13 protein-coding genes and 1 pseudogene are annotated in these 21,236 nt (G+C 47.8%); 10 read left to right on the top strand and 4 right to left on the bottom strand.

The annotated features are described in order from the left end of the window. Window positions 1–28: 28 nt before the first annotated feature. From H3H32_RS28960 to H3H32_RS28950, 3 genes and pseudogenes are all read left to right on the top strand, one after another. The gene (locus H3H32_RS28960; protein WP_182459208.1) at window positions 29–799 is read left to right on the top strand and encodes a 3-ketoacyl-ACP reductase; all 771 of its coding nucleotides are present in this window, start codon (window positions 29–31) and stop codon (window positions 797–799) included. A gap of 126 nt (window positions 800–925) precedes the next feature. Further along, window positions 926–2,231: pseudogene (locus H3H32_RS28955) on the top strand (Gfo/Idh/MocA family protein). A 78-nt stretch (window positions 2,232–2,309) separates the two neighbouring features. Next, window positions 2,310–3,569, top strand: coding sequence for an MFS transporter (locus H3H32_RS28950; protein ID WP_182459207.1), 1,260 nt, complete (start codon window positions 2,310–2,312; stop codon window positions 3,567–3,569). 75 nt (window positions 3,570–3,644) lie between these two features. Here the strand turns inward: H3H32_RS28950 and odhB are convergent, their stop codons facing one another. After that, complete coding sequence (gene odhB / locus H3H32_RS28945) at window positions 3,645–5,255, bottom strand: 2-oxoglutarate dehydrogenase complex dihydrolipoyllysine-residue succinyltransferase (protein WP_182459206.1); 1,611 nt, start codon at window positions 5,253–5,255, stop codon at window positions 3,645–3,647. A gap of 87 nt (window positions 5,256–5,342) precedes the next feature. Further along, entirely contained in the window at window positions 5,343–8,120 is a 2,778-nt protein-coding gene (locus tag H3H32_RS28940) for a 2-oxoglutarate dehydrogenase E1 component (protein ID WP_182459205.1), read from the bottom strand. A gap of 388 nt (window positions 8,121–8,508) precedes the next feature. Here H3H32_RS28940 and H3H32_RS28935 point away from each other — a divergent pair, with 388 nt between their 5' ends. From H3H32_RS28935 to H3H32_RS28915, 5 genes are all read left to right on the top strand, one after another. Continuing rightward, the gene (locus tag H3H32_RS28935) at window positions 8,509–11,694 is read left to right on the top strand and encodes a cyclic nucleotide-binding domain-containing protein (protein WP_182459204.1); all 3,186 of its coding nucleotides are present in this window, start codon (window positions 8,509–8,511) and stop codon (window positions 11,692–11,694) included. Then, window positions 11,691–13,061 carry an ATP-binding protein gene (locus tag H3H32_RS28930; protein WP_182459203.1) on the top strand — a complete coding sequence of 457 codons (1,371 nt, stop codon included), beginning with the start codon at window positions 11,691–11,693 and terminating at the stop codon, window positions 13,059–13,061. Before H3H32_RS28935 ends, H3H32_RS28930 begins: the two co-directional genes overlap by 4 nt. A 22-nt stretch (window positions 13,062–13,083) precedes the next feature. Then, complete coding sequence (locus H3H32_RS28925) at window positions 13,084–15,255, top strand: tetratricopeptide repeat protein (protein ID WP_182459202.1); 2,172 nt, start codon at window positions 13,084–13,086, stop codon at window positions 15,253–15,255. Between the two features lie 69 nt (window positions 15,256–15,324). After that, window positions 15,325–16,383: an alpha/beta hydrolase family protein gene (locus H3H32_RS28920; protein WP_182459201.1), complete on the top strand. Its 1,059-nt coding sequence runs from the start codon at window positions 15,325–15,327 to the stop codon at window positions 16,381–16,383. A 116-nt stretch (window positions 16,384–16,499) separates the two neighbouring features. Next, window positions 16,500–17,585, top strand: a complete 1,086-nt coding sequence (locus H3H32_RS28915) for a hypothetical protein (protein ID WP_182459200.1) — start codon at window positions 16,500–16,502, stop codon at window positions 17,583–17,585. Here the strand turns inward: H3H32_RS28915 and H3H32_RS28910 are convergent. Continuing rightward, window positions 17,569–18,213, bottom strand: coding sequence for a Pycsar system effector family protein (locus tag H3H32_RS28910; protein ID WP_182459199.1), 645 nt, complete (start codon window positions 18,211–18,213; stop codon window positions 17,569–17,571). The genes H3H32_RS28915 and H3H32_RS28910 overlap by 17 nt on opposite strands. 214 nt (window positions 18,214–18,427) lie before the next feature. Here H3H32_RS28910 and H3H32_RS28905 point away from each other — a divergent pair, with 214 nt between their 5' ends. Together H3H32_RS28905 and H3H32_RS28900 are read left to right on the top strand one after the other, a co-directional pair. Then, a complete protein-coding gene (locus H3H32_RS28905; RefSeq protein WP_182459198.1) occupies window positions 18,428–18,808 on the top strand; it encodes a response regulator in 381 nt (126 codons plus the stop codon). Next, the gene (locus tag H3H32_RS28900) at window positions 18,805–19,851 is read left to right on the top strand and encodes an adenylate/guanylate cyclase domain-containing protein (protein ID WP_182459197.1); all 1,047 of its coding nucleotides are present in this window, start codon (window positions 18,805–18,807) and stop codon (window positions 19,849–19,851) included. The genes H3H32_RS28905 and H3H32_RS28900 overlap by 4 nt, the downstream gene beginning before the upstream one ends. 98 nt (window positions 19,852–19,949) lie before the next feature. On the opposite strand, the gene H3H32_RS28895 is transcribed toward H3H32_RS28900, so the two are convergent. Further along, window positions 19,950–21,182 (bottom strand): ABC transporter permease, encoded by a 1,233-nt coding sequence (locus tag H3H32_RS28895; protein WP_182459196.1) that lies wholly within the window; start codon window positions 21,180–21,182, stop codon window positions 19,950–19,952. Window positions 21,183–21,236: the final 54 nt, after the last annotated feature.

Below are 21,236 nucleotides of genomic sequence, written 5' to 3'. Positions count from 1 at the left end.
TCGGGTTCGAGAACCCGACACCACTAAAATGAAACGAGTCGCACTAATTACAGGAGGCAGTCGGGGTATTGGATACGGCATCGCTGAACAACTGGCCGATGCTGGATTCGATCTGGCAATCAACGGTGTTCGACCAGAAGAAGCTGTTCATGAGTCTCTTGAGGCTTTGCGACAACGGGGAAGCGATGTGATTTACTGTCAGGGCGACATTGCTTCGACACAAGATCGGGCAACCATGCTACAGCGTATCATGGCCCATTTCGGCCGCTTAAACGTATTAATTAATAATGCGGGTGTAGCGCCTAAAGAGCGTCGCGATATTCTGGAAGCAACCGAAGAAAGTTTTCACTATGTGCTGTCTACTAATCTGCAAGGTGCTTACTTTCTGACGCAGGCTACGGCCAACTGGATGATTAAACAGAAGGCCGACCAACCAGATTTTTGGGGCTGTATTATTAACGTTTCGTCAATTTCGGCCACGGTGGCCTCAGTTAATCGGGGAGAATATTGCGTCGCGAAAGCGGGTCTCAGTATGGCAACCCAACTATTTGCTGCCCGACTCGGAGAGTTCGATATTCCCGTTTATGAGGTTCGACCGGGCGTTATAAAAAGCGATATGACGGCGGGTGTGACGGCGAAATACGATAAGCTGATTGAAGATGGTTTGTTTGTTCAGCCACGCTGGGGTCAACCTAAAGATGTTGGTCTGGCGGTCGCTGCGCTGGCTCAGGGTAGTTTTCCTTATTCGACCGGTCAGGTCATTATGGTTGATGGGGGAATGACGATACCAAGATTATAAATGGTTTACGGTATTTGGTTTATGGTTTACGGTAGGCTGGCGCGTCAGCAAATAATGTGCCAGCCTACCGTAAACCATAAACCAAATACCGTAAACCCAAAACTATTTCTAAACCAATTTAAACTCATGGACTCTAAACCAGTTTCCCGGCGCTACGTACTCAAGGCAGGCGCTGTTAGTTCGCTGGCAGCTATTGGCCTGCCCACTTATATTCCGGCACATGCGTTCGGGGCCAACGATCGCGTTCGAATGGCCGTCATCGGCGTTAATGGTCGCGGTAAAGACCATATTCAGGGCCTATCGAAACAGAAAGATGTGGAAGTCGTCACTCTCTGCGATGTGAGACAGCAATGTGCTACAGGAAAGAGCTGCAGAATTTGAGAAGAAATACAACCGGAAAGTTCAGATGGTGGATGATCTTCGGAAAGTCTATGATGATAAAAATATTGATGCAGTAAGCATTGCTACACCCAATCACTGGCATGCGCTGGCGGCTATTTGGGCGTGTCAGGCGGGAAAAGACGTTTATGTAGAAAAACCGGGTGCACACAATCTTCACGAAGGCCGTAAGCTCATCGAAGCAGCTACCCGCTACAACCGGATTGTTCAGCATGGCGTACAGTTGCGTAGCTCGGTGGCCATTCAGGAAGCGATCAAGCACCTGCGCGATGGTCTGATTGGTAACGTATATATGGCGCGGGGACTAGTTTTTAAATGGCGCCCTGATATTGGTAATAAAGGCACTTCGCCCGTTCCGTCTGAACTGAACTGGAATATGTGGCAGGGGCCAGCACAGGAAAAAGAATTCAGCAAAAACTACGTGCATTACAACTGGCACTGGTTCTGGGATTATGGTAACGGCGATATCGGAAACCAGGGAATTCATGAAACTGACCTTTGCATGTGGGGCCTGGACGTAGGACTGCCCGAAGAAATCACTTCGTCAGGAGGCAAATTCCTATGGAAAGATTGTAAGGAAACACCGGAAACGCTCACATCCGTTTACAAATATCCGTCATCTGGTAAAGTAATTCAGTTTGAGGTTCGTCCTTGGATGACTAATAAGGAAGACGGTGTTGAAATCGGTAACCTGTTCTACGGCGACAAAGGCTACATGGTTATTAATGGTTACGATGACTATAAAACCTTTTTGGGGAAAGAGCGAACACCCGGCCCAGCGCGAAAAGAAGGTGGGGACCACTACGCCAACTTTATCGAAGCCGTTCGGGCGCGGGATAAATCGAAACAGAATGGTCCCGTTGAAACAGCACATTTAGCATCGGGGATTGCTCACCTTGGCAACATCGCTTACCGCTTAGGCCGTACGCTTCATTTTGATCCTAAACACGAAGTTTTTACAGGCGATAAAGAAGCGAATCAGATGCTTACCCGCAAATACCGCGCTCCGTTTATCGTTCCCGAAAAGGTATAAAATAAAGTCTTGACTTAAAAACCTATAAGGTCTCAAAGACCTTATAGGTTTGCCTTGCTCTCAATCCTTACCTTCCCAATGAAGCCATTAATAACACATGAATCAACGGTAGCAAATCGTACGGTTATCAGCCAACTTATGCAATTGCCTGTGCTGGTAGCTGCCCTTGGCTATCTGGTCGATATGTACGACCTGTTTTTATTTAGCGTTGTGCGGGTACCGAGCTTAAAAGCATTGAACTTTGATGGAGACAGGCTACTCAGCGAAGGTCTTTTTCTACTCAACATACAGATGGCCGGGATGTTGGTTGGCGGTATTTTCTGGGGTATTCTGGGTGATAAAAAAGGACGACTTTCGGTGCTCTTTGGCTCGATTCTACTGTATTCGCTGGCCAATATTGCCAATGGGTTTGTTACCTCACTGGATCAGTACGCTCTATTACGATTCGTTGCTGGGGTTGGCCTGGCGGGTGAATTGGGGGCAGGAATTACCTTAGTAACGGAGATTTTGCCAAAGCAGATTCGTGGCTATGGCACCACGCTTGTGGCTACGATGGGCGTATTAGGCGCGATTCTCGCTTACTTTGTTGCTGACCTATTCGATTGGCGAATCTCTTATTTTATTGGTGGAGGTTTGGGGCTGCTACTCCTGGTCCTGCGATTCAATGTACTGGAGTCCGGCATGTTTGCAAAAGTCAAACAACGGGTTTTGCCGCGGGGAAGTATACTCATGCTGGTTTCTGACAAACAACGATTAACCAAATACATCCAGTGTATTCTCGTTGGTTTGCCCATCTGGTTTGTCGTTGGTATTTTAATTACGTTCTCCCCCGAGTTTGGAAAAGCACTCGGCCTGAGTGCTCCAGTCATCGCTGGAAAAGCAGTCATGCTGACGTTTTCGGGACAGGTGTTAGGGGATATTGTGAGCGGGTTACTGAGCCAGTCGATGCAAAGCCGGAAGCGCGTTATTCGGCTATTTATGCTCGTTTCGTTGGTATTTATGCTCGTCTATTTGCTAGCTCCCATAAAGGATATCACGCTCTTTTATGTCGTCTGTATTTGTCTCGGCTTCGCGAATGGTTACTGGACGTTGTTTGTAACGATTGCTGCCGAGTTGTTTGGAACTAATCTCCGGGCCACAGTTGCAACGACTATTCCAAATTTTGTGCGAGGAGCCACCATTCCCCTAAGTGCACTCTTTACGCTCTTAAAGCCCTCGCTGGGAACAATTTATAGTGCACTAACGGTGGGTGTTCTAACGCTGGCTGTTGCGTTGATCGCCCTTACGTTTCTGGATGAGACGTTTAAGAAAGATCTGGATTATGTTGAGGAAGAATAGCTAACTGTAAAAAAGAAGTGGTGTCAGGTTTTCGAACCTGACACCACTTCTTTTTTACAGTTAGCTATACCAATATTACATATCAAACAGCAAACGAGACGGATCTTCCAGGATTTGCTTCACGCGAACCAGGAAGCTAACCGACTCTTTCCCGTCGATGATGCGGTGATCGTATGACAGAGCCAGATACATAATTGGCCGAACTACAATCTCACCATTCACAACTACAGGGCGCTCAACAATGTTGTGCATACCTAAAATCGCCGACTGAGGAGCATTGATGATTGGCGTCGACAGCATAGAGCCGAATGTACCCCCGTTGGTAATTGTGAACGTACCACCCGTCATTTGATCGATGGTCAGTTTATTGTCACGAGCCAAGCCCGCCAGACGAACGATTTCTTTTTCAATTCCGGCAAAACTCAACTGCTCGGCATTCCGAATAACCGGCACTACTAAGCCCCGATCGGTCGAAACGGCGATTGAAATATCGCAGAAATCATTGAAAATCATCTGATCGCCATCGATCTGCGCGTTTACCGCTGGGAAATCTTTCAGTGCAACGCAAACGGCTTTAGTGAAGAACGACATAAAGCCTAGACCCACACCGTTTTTCTCCTTGAACTTGTCTTTGTATTTGTTCCGTAAGTCCATAACGGCCTTCATGTCTACCTCGTTGAAGGTAGTTAGCATGGCTGTTTCGTTCTTAACGGCCACTAACCGACGAGCAATAGTCCGACGGAGCGAAGTCATTTTCTCGCGACGCTGACTGCGAGCACCGGCGGCAACAGGAGCTGGTGCTGGCGCAGGAGTTGGCGTAGCAGGTTTTGGCGCTGTTGGCTGGGCAGCAGGAGCGGCAGGCTGTGCTGGAGCTGGCGATGCTTTCAGGGCATCTTCTTTCGTAATACGTCCACCGACACCGCTACCCTGAACTTGCTGGGTACTAACACCTTTTTCGTCCAGAATTTTAGCCGCAGCGGGTGATGGGTAATGAGCTGCGTATCCGTTCTGTCCGTTAGATGGAGCCGTTTCTGCTGCTGGTGTACTCGCTGCAGGTTGAGGTGCTGGCGTAGCGGCTGGGGCTGAAGCGCCTGCACCCACTTCAATTTTGGCAATTAAGGCACCAATTGGAAGTGTTTCACCTGCCTGTGCCATAATCCGGAGCGTTCCGGCAGCTTCGGCAGGGAGTTCAAACGTGGCTTTATCGGATTCAAGTTCGCACAACACTTCGTCGAGCGCGACTTGATCGCCATCTTTTTTGCTCCACGAAGCAATCGTAACTTCCGTAACCGACTCACCGACAGCCGGAACTTTCATTTCAATAACACTTGAAGCGCTACTAACTGGAGCTGCCGCAGGCTCGGCTGCTGGTGCCGGAGCTGCTTGTTCAGCAGGTTTAGGCGCTTCGGCTTTGGCAGGTTCGGCCGTTGGGGCAGGAGCAGCTGCGCCATCGCCATTATCAATTGTACAAATACTGGCACCAATAGGAAGCACATCTCCCTCCTGAGCCAGAATATGCAAAATACCATCCGCTTCGGCCGTCAATTCAAACGTAGCCTTGTCGGAGTCGAGTCCACAAAGAACATCGTCCATTTTTACCTGATCACCTTCTTTTTTGTACCAGGTGCCAACAGTTACTTCGGTAATGGATTCCCCCACAGGAGGGATTTTCATGTCAACGGCCATATAAGTTAGTAGTTAGTCGATAGTCATCAGGCAATAGTGATCAGCAAAAATACTAATGACTAGTAACAGACAACTATCGACTGATTTTTATTCAAACGCTCTCCGAACGATATCGGCTTGTTCCTGAGTATGAATTTTTGGGTAACCAGTGGCGGGTGAAGCCGCAGCTTTACGCGAAATAATTGGCAGATTCAGGCCTACACGTAACAAATAAGTCCAGTAACCCATGTTTTCTGGTTCTTCCTGTACCCAGAAACGTTCTGCTTTTTTGTATTTTTCCAGTACAGCTTCCAATTGCGTTTTCGACAAAGGAGCTAACTGTTCCAATCGAACAATCGCTACATCATCGCGCTGATCGGTTTGCTGTTTTTCGAGTAGGTCATAATAAATTTTACCCGTGCAAAGCAGCACACGTTTTACTTTCTTCGCTTGTGCGTAGCTATCGTCGATTATTTCCTGGAAAGAACCTTTCGTCAGATCCTCGAGCGGAGATACACACTTTGGATGGCGTAACAACGATTTCGGCGACATGATGACCAATGGTTTCCGGAACGGCCAGGCCAATTGTCGACGCATGATGTGGAATAAGTTGGCCGGCGTTGTGACGTTAGCTACGGTCATATTGTATTCCGCGTAGAGCTGCAAATACCGCTCAGGGCGAGCATTTGAGTGTTCAGGACCTTGTCCTTCATAGCCATGCGGCAACAGCATGACAACGCCATTCTGAATGCCCCATTTCGATTCCGCAGCCGCAATGAACTGGTCGATAATCAATTGAGCGCCGTTTGAGAAATCCCCAAACTGAGCTTCCCAGATAACCAGGGCATTAGGCGTAGCCATCGCATAACCGTACTCAAAGCCTAATACACCATACTCTGATAAGAGCGAGTTATAAGCCTGAAACTTCGGCTGTCCTTCTTTAATAAAGTCGAGCGATGAATAGGTTTCGTTTGTTTCAGAGTCGTGCAATACCGCATGACGGTGTGAGAACGTACCGCGTTGTACGTCCTGACCACTCAACCGAACCGGGTTGCCTTCGAGCAAAATAGAACCATAAGCCAGCAACTCAGCCGTACCCCAGTTAACCATTTTGGTGTCCGTCAACATCACCTGCCGATCTTTCAGCAACTTGTCGATCTGCTTCAGGGGTTTAAACCCTTCAGGAAGCTTAACCAGTGCTTGTCCGATCGTTTCTAAGGTTTCTGCTGGAATACCTGTTTCGGGCGATTTCTCGAAATCGACGGGTTCACTGAAACGCAACGAAGCCCAGTCGCGATCCAGACGGAGTTGTTTGTACGGAATCTCCGCTTTTTGCTTCACGCGGTCGAGCCGGTCCTGCAATTGCTTTTTGAACTCCGTATCCATGCGTTGTGCCAGTTCGGCATCTACATCACCCCGTTTGATCAGCAGGTCTTTATAGATTTCGCGTGGGTTCTGGTGCTTATCGATGATGTTATACATCGTTGGCTGTGTAAACTTCGGCTCGTCGGACTCATTGTGTCCGTAGCGTCGGTAACAAACCATATCGATAAATACATCCCGTTTGAATTTCTCACGGAATTCAACGGCCAGTTTGGCGCAGAAAATAACGGCTTCTGGATCGTCGCCATTCACGTGGAAAACAGGCGCGTCAACGATCTTCGCGATATCCGAACAATAGATAGACGACCGCGCATCTTCGAAGTCGGTGGTGAAGCCAATCTGGTTGTTAATCACAAAATGGACCGTTCCGCCAGTTTGATAACCTGCCAGTTTAGCCATCTGTGTTACTTCATAAACAATGCCCTGACCAGCCACAGCGGCATCGCCATGAATCAGGATCGGCATTATTTTCGTGAAGTCACCTTTGTATTCTTCATCGGCTTGCGCCCGTACGAATCCTTCAACAACCGGGTTCACCGCTTCTAAGTGCGATGGGTTCGGGGCCAGTTTTACGCTGATCTGCTTGCCCGATTTGGTTTCGGTCAGGCTTGAATAGCCCAGGTGATATTTAACGTCACCGTCGCCATGAACCTCCTCAGGTACGTTTCCTTCAAATCCATCGAAAATGGATTCGTACGATTTGCCCAGAATATTGGCCAGTACATTTAAGCGTCCGCGGTGTGCCATCCCAATCATCACTTCCTCAACGCCCATATCGGCAGATAGGCTAATGATCGTATCGAGCGCTGGGATCGTTACCTCACCCCCTTCGAGCGAAAAACGCTTCTGCCCCAGGTATTTTGTAGCCAGGAAGTTTTCGAAAACGGTGGCTTCGTTGAGCTTTTCGAGAATACGTTTTTTCTCATCGAGCGAAGGCTCAAAAACGAGCGCTTCTTTCTCAATTTTATTTCGCAACCAGTTTTTTACATCCAGCTCCCGAATATACATGTACTCGAACCCGATCTCGCCCGCGTAAATCTTGCGCAGCGACTCCATAATGACACGCAGTGTTGCTGGCCCAATACCGAGCAGCTTGCCTGAGTCAAATACGGTATCTAAATCGGCATCGGTAAGGGCATAATCCGGCAGATCGATACGAGGCTGGCGGTCTTTGCGCGCTTTAAGTGGATTGGTTTTCGCCAGTAAGTGGCCTCGCGACCGGTATGCCTTGATTAAACTAGCCACCGAAACTTCTTTTTCGGCGTGAGTGGCATCTACTGGTTTACTAGCCGTAGCTTGGCCATTGCCGTTTGCTGAAACTCCATTTGGAGTCGCTGCGGCAGGTTTGCCTGTTGTTTCTTCTCCGTAGGTCAGAGAAAATTCAAATCCTTTAAAAAATTGCTGCCAGCTTTCATCAACAGATTGCTGGTCCTGCTTATAAGCTTGGTAGAGTTGATCTACGTAAGCCGCATCGGAATTGGCTATATATGAGTACTGATCCATGACGGGGGACTCGTCGTTGTTTTTGACTTGCAAAGGTAGCGTATTCAGTTTCAGAGTTAGCCCAAAACTTATTGTTTTTATCCTACTGATTGCTGATAATCGCTCCTTTATGTATACAACAACTAAAAAATTAATTTTATTACCAAAAAATGATTTTTCACCAGAGAACGGTTAACGGTTATTTTCTACAACAATCGCACCAGTAGAGTAAGGTGTTATCGACAAAAAACATCTCATTCGATCTGTTTTTTAAGCTTCATTTAATTCACATGATAAGGTATTAGAATGGATTAGCTAAGTAGGCCAAACGGCATATTAGCTACTACACTGGCATCTTGTCATCGACGGCTGTGTATATTTGACGATAAATCGTGTCCGAAATCTGCTTATGACCGTTGGTCCCGACGTTACCTATCAACCCACTACTTCTTCAGCCCACCGATGGCAACGCGCCCTGGGAATTCGACCAGAAGAAGGTCGAACCGTGCGGTTATTTTTTATTCATAATTTTCTGTTAGGCATTGGTACTATTCTGATCTATGTAGCATCCAATGCCATTTTGCTTGAGAATCACCCCGAAACCAGTCTGCCTGTGGCCTATGTGGTTGCTGCCTTGGGTATGATTGGCGTGGGAAGAATATATGCGTATTACGAGCATCACCTGGCCTTGCGCAGCCTGGCAGTACGAGTACTGCTGGCTGCGGTGGTCATGACAGTGGTACTCGGAATATTAGTGATTGTGGGGCATTCGGTAGCCGCTGCCGTAGCGATCATGACGGGCTACCGGATCATTTATTTATTAACAAATCTTGAATTTTGGGGTGTTTCAGCGGTTGTGTTCGATACACGACAGAGCAAACGCCTGTTTGGTGTGATCAGCTCGGGCGATATGCCCGCTAAGGCGTTAGGGGCCATTCTGGCGGCTTTGGTGCATGCCCATGCTGATGTACTTCGACTGTTGATAGTGGCCTTTGGGGCATTTCTGGCAGCACTTTATATTGTTCACCTAACTATCCAGTCGCACGATGTGCACGCACCACATCGCTCCGATAGGGCAGTTGGCCGCGAGCCTTCCCGGCTGATTGGTAAGCGCTTTGGAGGGAGCGAACTCATTTTTTATATGTGTTTGAGTTTGGCTGTGCTGGCCGCTGTGGCTACCGAAATCGAATACAATTTCTTCATTAATGTAAAACACCGATTTCATGATCAAACGGATGTGATTCGGTATGTGAGCTACGTACTGGCCCTGACGTATGGCGTAGCTATGTTGGTCAAGCTGCTTCTGTCGCGGCAGGTACTCGATAAATTTGGCGTACAACGATCATTGCTGGTTCTACCCTGGGTCGCTTTGATTGGGCTGGCTGGCCTGATTGTAATGCATTATACCGCCACGAGTGAGACTGTATTGCTTGTTTATTTCTGTGGTCTTTATTTAGTGTTTGAAGTAGCTCGTCGGGCGTTATTCGATCCTGTATTTCTGGTATTGTTTCAGCCTTTGTTACCTCCACAACGGCTGAAAGGTCATACACTGGCCAAGGGGTTATATGAGCCAGTTGGGTTAGGGGTAGCGGGCTTTCTTATTTTTGTTTTTCACACAACCCTCGAATCAGGTGGTGCACTGGTTTGGGTTGCCTTGCTGGCTGGGGCCATCTGGCTGTTGCAGCATACTTATAAACGCTACCTGCTCGAATTGAATGATGCCATTGGGCGCCGGTTTCTGGAGAGCGATCAATTAGCTATGCCAACCGTAGCGCAGGCAAGTCTGATCCAGCAATTGCAGAGTCCGAAGCCAGAAGATGTGATTGTGGCCATTGGCTGGCTCGATGCCCATAAGCCGAGCGAACTGAGTCAGCGGATTCCTGTTTTACTGACGCATGCCGATGCCAATGTTCGCCGACGAACGCTGGCTACCATAACGCATTCAAATCAGCCCGCGCCCAATAAACAGTTAATGCACATTGCGCTGGCCGATTCTGAGCCGTCTTTGCGGCAACAGGCGTCGTATCTGTTAGGTCGCCGAATTAACGTGGAACCATCAGAATTGGCTCCGCTCATCAATCATACCGATCTGAACATTCGGCTGGGGGCTGTTAAAGGCGTGTTAGAACTAAACCCACACGATTCGCCTGCTCAGGCAAGTTTGCGGCAATTGGCTACCGATAAAGATCCCGCTCATCAACAACTGGCGCTGAACCTAATTGCGTCTTTACACCTGAATGAGTTTGCCCCACTTGTTAGTGAACGACTAACCAGTTCAATGCCCGATGTGAAGAAGGCGGCTATCTCAGCGGCTGGCCATCTGTCGAATAAAGAACTGACTCAATACTTACTAGATAACTTAACACACGAAACCATTGGCCGGGCTGTTGTCCAGGCGTTGAAAACACGCGGTCCTGAGCTGATTCCGGCCTTGCGTCGGGTTCGGCAGTCCACAAAAGATCAGTTGGTGATGGAGCGGATTGCCGCCATTTGCGGGGCTATTTATTCGCCCGAAAGCCGCCATCTGCTGAATGAATTAGCTCAGGAGCATGATTTACAGGTGCGTGGCGTAGCGCTGCGTGCCTTACGGCGTTTCCCTAACGAACCCGACGATGATGCGATATTCCGGGCTTTGATGCATGAGGAGGTTTTGTTGGCCCAACGACTGATGCACGGTAGTTTGACAGATGCTGATTTGACCGAGACGCTTGATTACGAATTGTCGGTCGTGCTTCAGCGATTGTTTGATATTCTGACGCAACTCTATGATTCAGATACGATTGCCGGAGCCCGTATGGGGGTTAATCACCCTGCTCGCGAGCGTCGGGCCAATGCGCTCGAAATGCTCGATAACCTAATTCCAAGAGCTACCTATCAAACCCTGCAAGTTCTGGTCGACGATTTGCCCCGACCCGAAAAGGTTCGTATTCTTGATGTTGAACTGGGCGCGTTTCAGGAGCCTGAATCGATTCGGGCGTTTATCCTACGAATGGGCGAAACTATTTTCTCTGCCTGGACAGTAAGTGTTGCTTTGCGGAGCTTGCCTGCCAACGAAGCGTTAGCGGCTCAACAATCATTAGCGTCTCGTTTTTCTGCCTTATCTCCTTTGCTTATGAGTCATTCAACCCATTCGACCGACCAGATTGCCGCCTACGATCGTGTCCTGCTATTAGCGCAAACCAGTCTGTTTTCGCAAACGCCCGAAAATGTGTTGGCCAGCATAACGCCGATTATGAAAGAGGAGCAGCATCCGGCTGGCGAAACCATTTTCCATAAGGGCGATCTGGGCTCTGGCATGTATGTAATTTACTCGGGCGAAGTAGTCATTCTGGATGGCGAAACGGAGTTGGCTCGTTTTGGGCGAGGAGATTTCTTTGGCGAACTGGCTTTGCTGGACACCGAATCCCGATCCGCTACTGCCGAAGCCGTTACAGATATTCGGCTACTGCGGATCGATCAGGATGATTTCTTCGATCTGATGGAAGAGCGGGGCGAAGTATTGCGGAGTATCGTCAGAAGTTTATCGGGGCGCATTCGGCGGCAGAACGAACTCATTGCTCGTCAATCGGTCAATACTAACAAAGAGCAGGTATGAATTGGCACGATGGCGAATCATTTATAGCGATTGGTATAGCTGCTACCGTAATTCGCTATCTCCGACGGTTTCTGGAGACGGAAAAACGACTACCCGGCTGGGATAGATACCTAAAGCAGACATGGCTTACGGGATTGATCCTGATGGCGCTCGGAGAGATATTTCCAGACCCCTGGCTAATCTGGTATGAGCTGATCATTATTTTTTCGATCGTCTATACCATCTCCCAGCTCTATGAATTCCGACCTGCCCGAACGCTACTACTGGCTATTGGTCCTTATGCCTTTGTGCTCATTTTTAAGGACTTACTAGAGCATTTAGCGCCTAAATTCTATAAAGCCAACGATGACTATGTCGATTCGACTTCTACCTTTGCCATCATCTGGTTTCTTACGTTTGTTGTTATTGCCTACAACCAGAAAAAGTCGTTGGCCAAAGCGCAGCTAGAGCACGAGAAGGAGCTTGAGCAACGGCGTATTATTGAAGCGAAGAAGAACGAACTGGAATACCTGGTTGCCGAACGAACGGCCGAAATTACCCGGCAAAAAGAAGAACTGGAGCAAACGGTTACCGAATTAAAGGCGACGCAGAACCAACTGATTCAGAGCGAGAAAATGGCATCGCTAGGGGAGCTCACCGCCGGAATTGCCCACGAAATCCAGAATCCACTCAATTTCGTTAATAACTTCTCGGAGGTCAGTATTGAGCTTATTGATGAATTGACCGAAGAGCAGGCCAAATCGGATCGTGACCACGAACTGGAAGCAGAATTGCTGACTGATCTCAAACAGAACCTTCAGAAAATTAGTCATCATGGTGGGCGGGCTTCGTCTATTGTAAAAGGCATGCTTCAGCACTCCCGCGCCAGTACGGGTCAGCGCGAACTGACCGATCTGAACGCGCTGGCCGACGAGTATCTTCGGTTAGCCTACCACGGCTTACGTGCCAAAGACAAAGCGTTCAATGCCACGTTGAAAACAGAATTTGATACGTCGCTGGGCGAAATCAGTATGATTCCTCAGGACATTGGCCGGGTGCTACTGAACCTGTTTACCAATGCATTTTACGCCGTTCAGCAACGTCAGAAAAAAGGGGAGGACGCTGGTTATCAGCCCACGGTGACGATCAGTACCCGTTGTGCCAATGAAGAAGCCGTCGTTACGGTCAGCGATAATGGGACTGGTATTCCGGAAGCGGTGGTGCAAAAAATTTTTCAGCCCTTTTTTACGACTAAACCGACGGGTGAGGGTACTGGTTTAGGGCTGTCATTAGCCTATGACATTGTGACCAAAGGGCATGGTGGAACGTTGGAGGTAGCGAGTAAAGAAGGAGAAGGAACAACATTTACCATAACATTGCCAGCCTGATCATCGGGTTGACACTAATCTTATGCCGATTCGCCTACTGTTAGTTAGTCTGTTATTCTGGCTGAGCGTATCGAGCGTACAGGCGCAGGATTCGTTGCGAACAGCGTTGCGTACTCAACTGGCCAGTCATCTACGGGCAGATACCGTTCGGGTGAACCGGCTAAATGAGTTGGCCTATTTAGTTCGGGGGGATGACCCCAAACAGACCGTTGCGCTGGCGCAGGAAGCATTGGCCTTATCCCGAAAAATCCAGTACCCGTGGGGCGAAGCTATGTCCCTCTATGAGTTAGGCATTGGGCATGACACCTATCGAGATTTCCACAAAACGCTTCCTTACTTAAACAAATCGCTGGCGTTATTTAAGCGCCTGAACGACCGGATCGGGATGGCGCGTGTACTAAGCCAGATTGGTTGGTTTTATACGCAACGGGGTGATTATGTATTGGCGCTCACACACGATTTACAGGCTCAGCGACTAGCCGAAAAATCCGGTAACCTGAAAGTGCTCTCCACCACGACGGCCCGTCTGGCTACGTTATACATTACACTGGCTGACTATCAGCAGGGTTTAACTGTTTTATCGTCGGCTATTCAACTGTTCGAACGGGCAAATGACCAGGAAGGAATTTGCCGATCGTTGAACGGCTTCGGGGAGCTTTATCGGCTTCAGGGAGATTTTGACCGGGCCGAGCGCTATTATGATAAGGCGATCCGGCTGGCGCAGGCATTGAATAGGCCTCGTCTGGCGGCTCAGGCCGAAAGCAATCTGGCAGCCGCTTATGTAGCGCAGGGAAACTACAATGAGGCACTTCGTACCGCCCATCGCGCGTTGATTGTACTAACAAAAATACCAGAAACGGAGGTGGTTGTCTGGACTTATACTGTATTAGCCAGGGCCTATCTCAAAAAAAATCAGCCCGATAGCGCGCTGGCATACGGCCTTCGCAGTTGGCAATTAAGTCGGCAAATTGGGAATAGGGAGTCATCGCGAGATGCCAATGAGATCCTGGCGGCAGTATATGCCGACCAACATAAGTATGCCGAAGCGTACGCTGCCCAGCAAAAATACATTGCTTATGTTGATACACTGTCTGGGCGAAATACGCAACAGCAACTGGCACTCCTTCAATACAACTATGGCCTGGCCGAAAAACAAACCCAGATTGCTCTGTTGAAAAAAGATAAAGCCTTGCAGATGGCCATGGCACAACGGCAACGGCAGTTGCTGCTTGGAGCACTTATTGGCATAGGCTTAGTGTTAGGGGTGCTTTTTTTGATGTACCGTAATAATCGCCAGAAGCAGAAAGCTAACGCTGTTTTACAACAGCAAAAGGCCGAAATTCAGGCCCAGCGAGACCAGACAAATCAGGCACTGGCCGAATTGAAATCAACGCAAAATCAGCTAATTCAAAGCGAAAAGATGGCTTCCTTGGGAGAGCTTACCGCTGGGATTGCCCATGAAATTCAGAATCCGCTCAATTTTGTCAATAACTTTTCGGAGGTATCTGTAGAACTGGTTCAGGAAGTAAGGGAAGAACGGAAGAAAGGGCCTGATCGGGACGAAGAACTAGAAGATGAGCTATTGACCGATTTGACAAACAATCTCCACAAAATCAGTCAGCACGGTAATCGAGCATCGGCCATTGTAAAAGGAATGCTGGAACATTCCCGCAAAAGCACAGGGCGTAAAGAGCCAACCAATGTAAACGCGTTGGCCGATGAATATCTGCGATTAGCTTATCACGGTTTGCGAGCCAAAGACAAGACATTCAATGCCACGTTGAAGACGGATTTCGACACGTCATTGGGTGAGGTTAATGTTATTTCTCAGGACATCGGTCGGGTATTGTTGAATCTGTTCACCAATGCGTTCTATGCCGTAAACCAACGCCAGACCGTAGAGACAAGGCATGCCTTGTCTCTACCTGAACCCTATCAACCTACCGTAATGGTTTCGACCAAAAAAATAGGTAATCAGGCAGTGGTTACTGTGAGCGATAATGGGACCGGTATTCCAGAATCGGTGGTGCAAAAAATATTCCAGCCCTTTTTTACAACCAAACCCACCGGCGAGGGTACCGGCTTAGGTTTGTCGCTGGCATATGATATTGTAACTAAAGGACATAACGGCACATTAACCGTAGAAAGTAAGGAGGGCGAAGGCACAAAATTCGTAATTTCCCTTCCTGCTTAAGATACAGATTAGATGATGGAGCTTAGGTAGAAACAATAGTATTTTGCCAATAACTTAATCAACTAACTTATGTACAACCTGTATCTCGTTACATTATTTACCTTCCTCATTCATCTCACTAGTTTTGGACAAGCTCCCCCTCCTCAAGCAACCCCACCAGCCCAAACGGATGTAAGCGAACGCGTTCGGCAGTTAGAAGAAAATCAACGCTTTGCCGATCAGGGCTTAGCCAAAAGTGTCGATGATTTATTATGGTATCAGAAATTGGGTGATGTGGCCGTTATCGATAAGGTGCGATATGCCAGCAAGCCGCCCCATGTAATCAAAAATCCGACTGGGCAAGGAGCTAACAATCCGGTCGTGATTCCAGCGTATACGTTTGTTTCCCGGAAATTTGCATCGACTAAAAAATTGCCGCTTCTCATTTTTGTACACGATGGTATTCACGGCGACTTTAGTACACTTTATGCACACGTTGTTCGTGAATTAATCGACCAGGGATACATGATTCTAGCGCCGGAATATCGGGGGAGTGTTGGCTACGGCGGAGCCTTCTACAATCAAATCGACTACGGCGATTACGAAAATGACGACGTATTGGCCGGGAAGCGATGGGCTGTTGAAAACATGCCCCAGGTTGATGCGGATCGGGTTGGTATTATTGGCTGGAGTCACGGCGGTATGATTACCCTGATGAACATCTTCGATCATCCCGAAGACTATAAAGTAGCCTATGCGGGTGTACCTGTTACCGACATCATTGCCCGATTGGGTTATAAGCCAGCTAGTTACCGAACCATATTCTCGGCGGCTACCCACATTGGCAAAGACCCATCAGATAATGTCGCTGAATACCGCCGTCGGTCGCCGGTTTGGAATGCACAGAAATTAAAAACGCCGTTGCTGATTCATACCAATACGAACGACGAAGATGTAAATGTGCTGGAAGTTGAATCGTTGATCAATGCCTTAAAAGCGCACGAGAAAAAGTTCGAGTATAAAATTTATCAGGATGCTCCGGGTGGGCATAGTTTTAATCGACTGGATACCAAGCTGGCACGTGAGTCAAGAGAGGAGATTTATAAATTTCTGGCTAAGTATCTAACACCACCTGCTGCTGTAAAATAAGCGTGGTTTTTCATTCTCGCCGGGTTAAAACCCGGCGCAAAAACACAGAATTGATCAGATGCGCCGGGTTTTAACCCGGCGAGAATGAAAAAATATCGGCTACTGGCCTAAAAACTATGAAACGACTCTATCGCTTTAGTTTGCTCTTTTGGGTAGTAGGGCTTCTAACAGGAATAATTGCTACTGCGCAGGATAGTACGAAAACCGCTGGCTCACCAACGTCGACGCTCTTATTTGATCGTGAGGATGGGTTGGAATTCACCTTGACGACCAACCTGCGGACACTGATGAAGGATAGAGGGGAAAAAACAGCCGCTCATCCGGCTGTCTTAAGTTATAAGGATGGTAGTAAGACGGATAGTATTCCGCTTACGCTGAAAGTGCGAGGTAACTTCCGACGTAGTAAGGTAAATTGTTCCTTCCCGCCCTTATTGGTAAACTTTCCGAAGAAGAAGGTAAAAAATACGCTGTTTGCGAATCAGAATAAGCTGAAACTGGTCACGCATTGTCAGCTCGAAGAATGGATAGTGCGGGAGCATCTGGTTTATAAGCTTTATAATTTGCTGACCGATTTGAGTTTCCGTACCCAACTGGTTCGGGTTACGTATGTCGATTCGTTGGGTAAACGCGCTCCCGAAACACATTGGGGCTGCCTTCTCGAAGACGAGGGTGATCTGGCTAAGCGAAACGGAGTTACCGCCAATACCCTGAAGCAAACAAACATGGGTTATGCCGATACGCTCAGCATGGCCACGGTAGCGGTGTTTGAATACATGATAGGCAACACCGACTGGTCGGTGCCTTATTTACACAACATCCGGTTGTTTGCGAATGGAATATCAAGCTCGCTACCCGTGCCGTACGATTTTGACCACGCCGGAATTGTGGAAGCATCCTATGCCAAGCCTGCCGAACAGCTCGATATTATTTCGGTAAGAGAGCGAGTTTATCGGGGACCAATTTATTCGATGGACGTTTTTCTACAGGTCTTCGATAAGTTCAATCAGGTAAAGCCGCAGATGTATGCGTTGTATCAAAACGATAGCCGACTGGATAAGGCCTACGTAAAGCGGACGCTTAAGTATCTGGACGATTTCTATGCGCTGATCAATAAACCAATACTGGCCCAGACCAAATTTAAGCAGAATGCCAAGTCGGGCATTGCGGTTAAAAGCTCAAAAGGGGTTAGCTATAATAAGTAGTGATCAAGGCGATTACAGCCGAGATGACAACAATCGAGAAGCCAATCATAAAAAACTGATAGGCAAATTTGAGCAATCGGTATTTTCTGGAAAGTACCTGACCCTGGGCGTAGATGTTATCAATCAGGCTGTTGTAGAGATCATCGTCGTTGCCAAGTAACGTACGCAGTTTCTGGCGATACTCGCTGCGGGAAAGCTGGGAATAGTAACCGAAGAACAGAAGATCAATCGGGCGATCGGTCTCCACATTGCCTCGTTTTTTTAGTGGCGAAATGGTAGGGTTCGTCGCCAGGAGCGAAACGATGATCGTAACCAGACAGACTGCTAATAACAATAAGCTCGGAATAAGCAGATTGGCGGGCGCGTCGAATTTTCGAGCGTAGGTAGAAATGGTGATAGAAATGATGATGGCGTTGATCGAAATCATCAGGTTAGCTTTTCGGTCGGCCATTTCGCTAAGCTTCATATGGTTCGACATCGTAGTCCGAAATAAGGTTTCTACGCCCTTACTCGCCTTCTTACCCTTGTCTTTTTTTGGCTTATGAATTGGTAAACGATCAAGTTCAGGTATGCCAGCAGAAGGACTTACTTCTGAGTCGATAGGGGCCTCTTGTGGCGTTGGAGACATGAATAGCGGTTGTTTAGCAGTAAGTTTACAAATCTATGACAACATTTTCTAGAACATACCGCCGGAAGTCGTCCCAGAAAGTCGGTATCTATAAAAAGCCTGCCTTTTGACCGCCAGACCGTGTTAAATTTGTTGTTATGTTACGCGTAGTAACCTGGGGTAGGTTGATGCCTAAGGCAAAATTTCTATCTTTGATTTATACCCTTCCCGTATTATGATGAAAGTTTTAGTGGTCGACGATGAGCTAGATGTAAAAGATTTGTTTCTACAGCGGTTTCGTCGCGAAATTCGAAATTCAGAATTGAAGTTAGACTTCGCTAATTCTGGCGAAGAAGCTCTTACTTACCTGGCTGGTCATTCATCGGAAGTTATATTGATCCTATCCGATATCAATATGCCCGGTATGAGTGGCTTTGAGTTATTACGCCACATCCGGCAGGATTTTAAGACTCCTCCGCCACCCGTTGTTATGATGATTACAGCTTATGGCGACCCTGAGTCGCAGGAGCAGGCCGTTAAATTGGGAGCCAACGATTTTCTGACAAAACCACTCGACTTTACGGTTCTCAAACAAAAACTGAACGATTTAGCATGAATGCCAAGATATTGGTGGTTGATGACGAAACGGACCTTGAATTGCTGATTAAGCAAAAGTTTCGAAGACAGATTCGAGAAAAGAAATACGAATTCATCTTTGCCCATGATGGCGTCGAAGCGCTGGCAATGCTCGCAGATCAGCCTGATACAGATATGGTGCTGACGGACATCAACATGCCGGGCATGGATGGTCTGACGCTGTTGATTAAGTTGCAGGAAAACAACCCAATGCTTAAAGCGGTAATCGTGTCGGCTTATGGCGACATGGACAATATCCGCACCGCAATGAATCGGGGAGCCTTTGATTTCGTGACCAAGCCGGTCAATTTTGAAGATCTGGAATTGACCATGGAAAAAACGATGGAGTATATTAAGCAACTCCGTCAAACGTTGCAGGCGATCAAAGAGAACAACATTCTTCGGATGTACGTCGATGAATCGGTGCTGACGTTTATGAATAAGCCCGAATTTGAAGCGTCTCTTTCTGCCAGTGAGACTGTAGTGGCAACGGTTTTGTTTATTGACATCTGCGGATTTACGGCCATTTCGGAGCGCGAATCACCCGATACGGTTGTTCGGTTAGTGAATCGGTATTTCGATGTGATGGTTAAGGAAATTCTCGGGCAGGGTGGTTACGTCGATAAGTTTATGGGCGATGCCGTCATGGCTGTTTTCCGGGGTGAGTACCACTTTGATCGCGCCATCGAAGCCGCGCTGGCTGTACGGACGCAAATTGCTACGCTCAAGGATAGTCTGGCGAATAACCCTGATTATCACCCACAAGTATCGATTGGGATCAATACGGGCGAGATGGTATCGGGAAATATCGGCTCCACAACCCTCCGCCGATTGGACTATACCGTAATCGGAGATGCTGTGAACACAGCTCAGCGCCTGCAATCGGCAGCACAGCCTGGTCAAATTGTGATTACAGAAACGGCTCAGCAGGAAATCGCCGAGTCGTTCACCTGCGAACGCATCGGCGAAGTGAAGCTGAAAAACAAAGCAGAACCGGTTGTTATTTATAATGTAGTGGGCTGATTTTAGATGTATGATGTAATATGTATGATATATGATGTAAGGTGTATTCGTTCGCGTCAGCTACATCATATATCATACATACTACATCATACATCTCTCTATTCTTCTGCCAGCGTTCTGGAGATGTTCATGCGGTAGACGCCTATAGCGGGAAGGGCAGCAGCCACTAAGCCGATTAGAATGGCGACGCCTAACAAAATCCATTCTTCGGGCAGAATACCAAACGAGGCTAAGTTGTAGTGATAGTCTTCGGAAACACTGTTTGAAAATAGCCACAGGCCAACCCGGCTGACCAGGATTCCCAAGCCAAACCCAATCAGGGCGAGTACTAAGCCTTCCAGTAGGAGCATACCAAATAACTGCGCGCGTGTGGCACCCATCGAAAGCATAAGCGCCATTTCGTAGCGTCGTTCTTTCAGCGAATTATAGAGTGACACAAATACGCTGATGCCTGAAATGAGCATAATTACGATAGCCAATCCCCGCAAGGTTTCGATACCTACACCCAGCAACGAAAACAGCCGGTTGATCTCAATATTCGGCAACGCTGCCTGGAGCTTCGAGTTGGTATTGATTCCACGCGCCAGCATCATACCCATCGGATTCCGAAACTTGATGAGCATACTGGTAATCTCATGTGGAGCTTCTTCGTGCTCTGCCTCATGATCTTCATGCGCTTCTGCTTCCTCGTGATGTTCCCCGCCTTCTTCATGACCATGATCATGGATGGCCCATATGCTCGAAAGGGGCGTCAGGATGAGCTGGTCGGTAACGGTGTTGGTTGCATTCAGAATGCCGACAACCTTATATTTGGTGTCGGCGTGAACCTCGCCATCCTGATCTAAACCGTGTGATCCAGAGAAGGTATCCCCAAGTTTTAAGCCCGTAACAGCGGCTACCCGAGGACCAATAACTACTTCCAGATTCTGCTGGAACAACTTGCCCTGGGCAACGGTAGCTTCGAAGTGATCGAGGTATTTTTTGTTCGTTCCTACAATCCGAAACGAGCGGTAGTTGTCGCCCATTGATAACGGAATAGCCGTTTTGATCATTGGGTTGCGCGTCAATCGTTCGGCCTCGTCGAGCGGAATATTACCCACTGGTGAATCAATCTGATAGATGCTCGATAGAATCAGTTGTAAGGGGCTTCCTTTGGCACCCAGCACCATATCGATGCCTTTTATATTTTTCCGAAACTGATCGTCTAATTGCTTATTCAGCAACAACAGCAGCGAAATAATCGTGATGCCAAAGGTCATCAGCAATCCACTCAGAAAACTGCTGAGGGGCTTATCTTTTAGATTACTCCAACTAATTCGGAAAAGATTCATACTAAACGAATTACGATTTACGAGGAACGATTTACGATGTACAAAGAAAGGATT

This window comes from Spirosoma foliorum, from assembly GCF_014117325.1.
GTDB lineage: Bacteria > Bacteroidota > Bacteroidia > Cytophagales > Spirosomataceae > Spirosoma > Spirosoma foliorum.
Note: the sequence above shows the minus strand (reverse complement) of the source record. Positions and strands in the feature narration are given on the sequence as shown.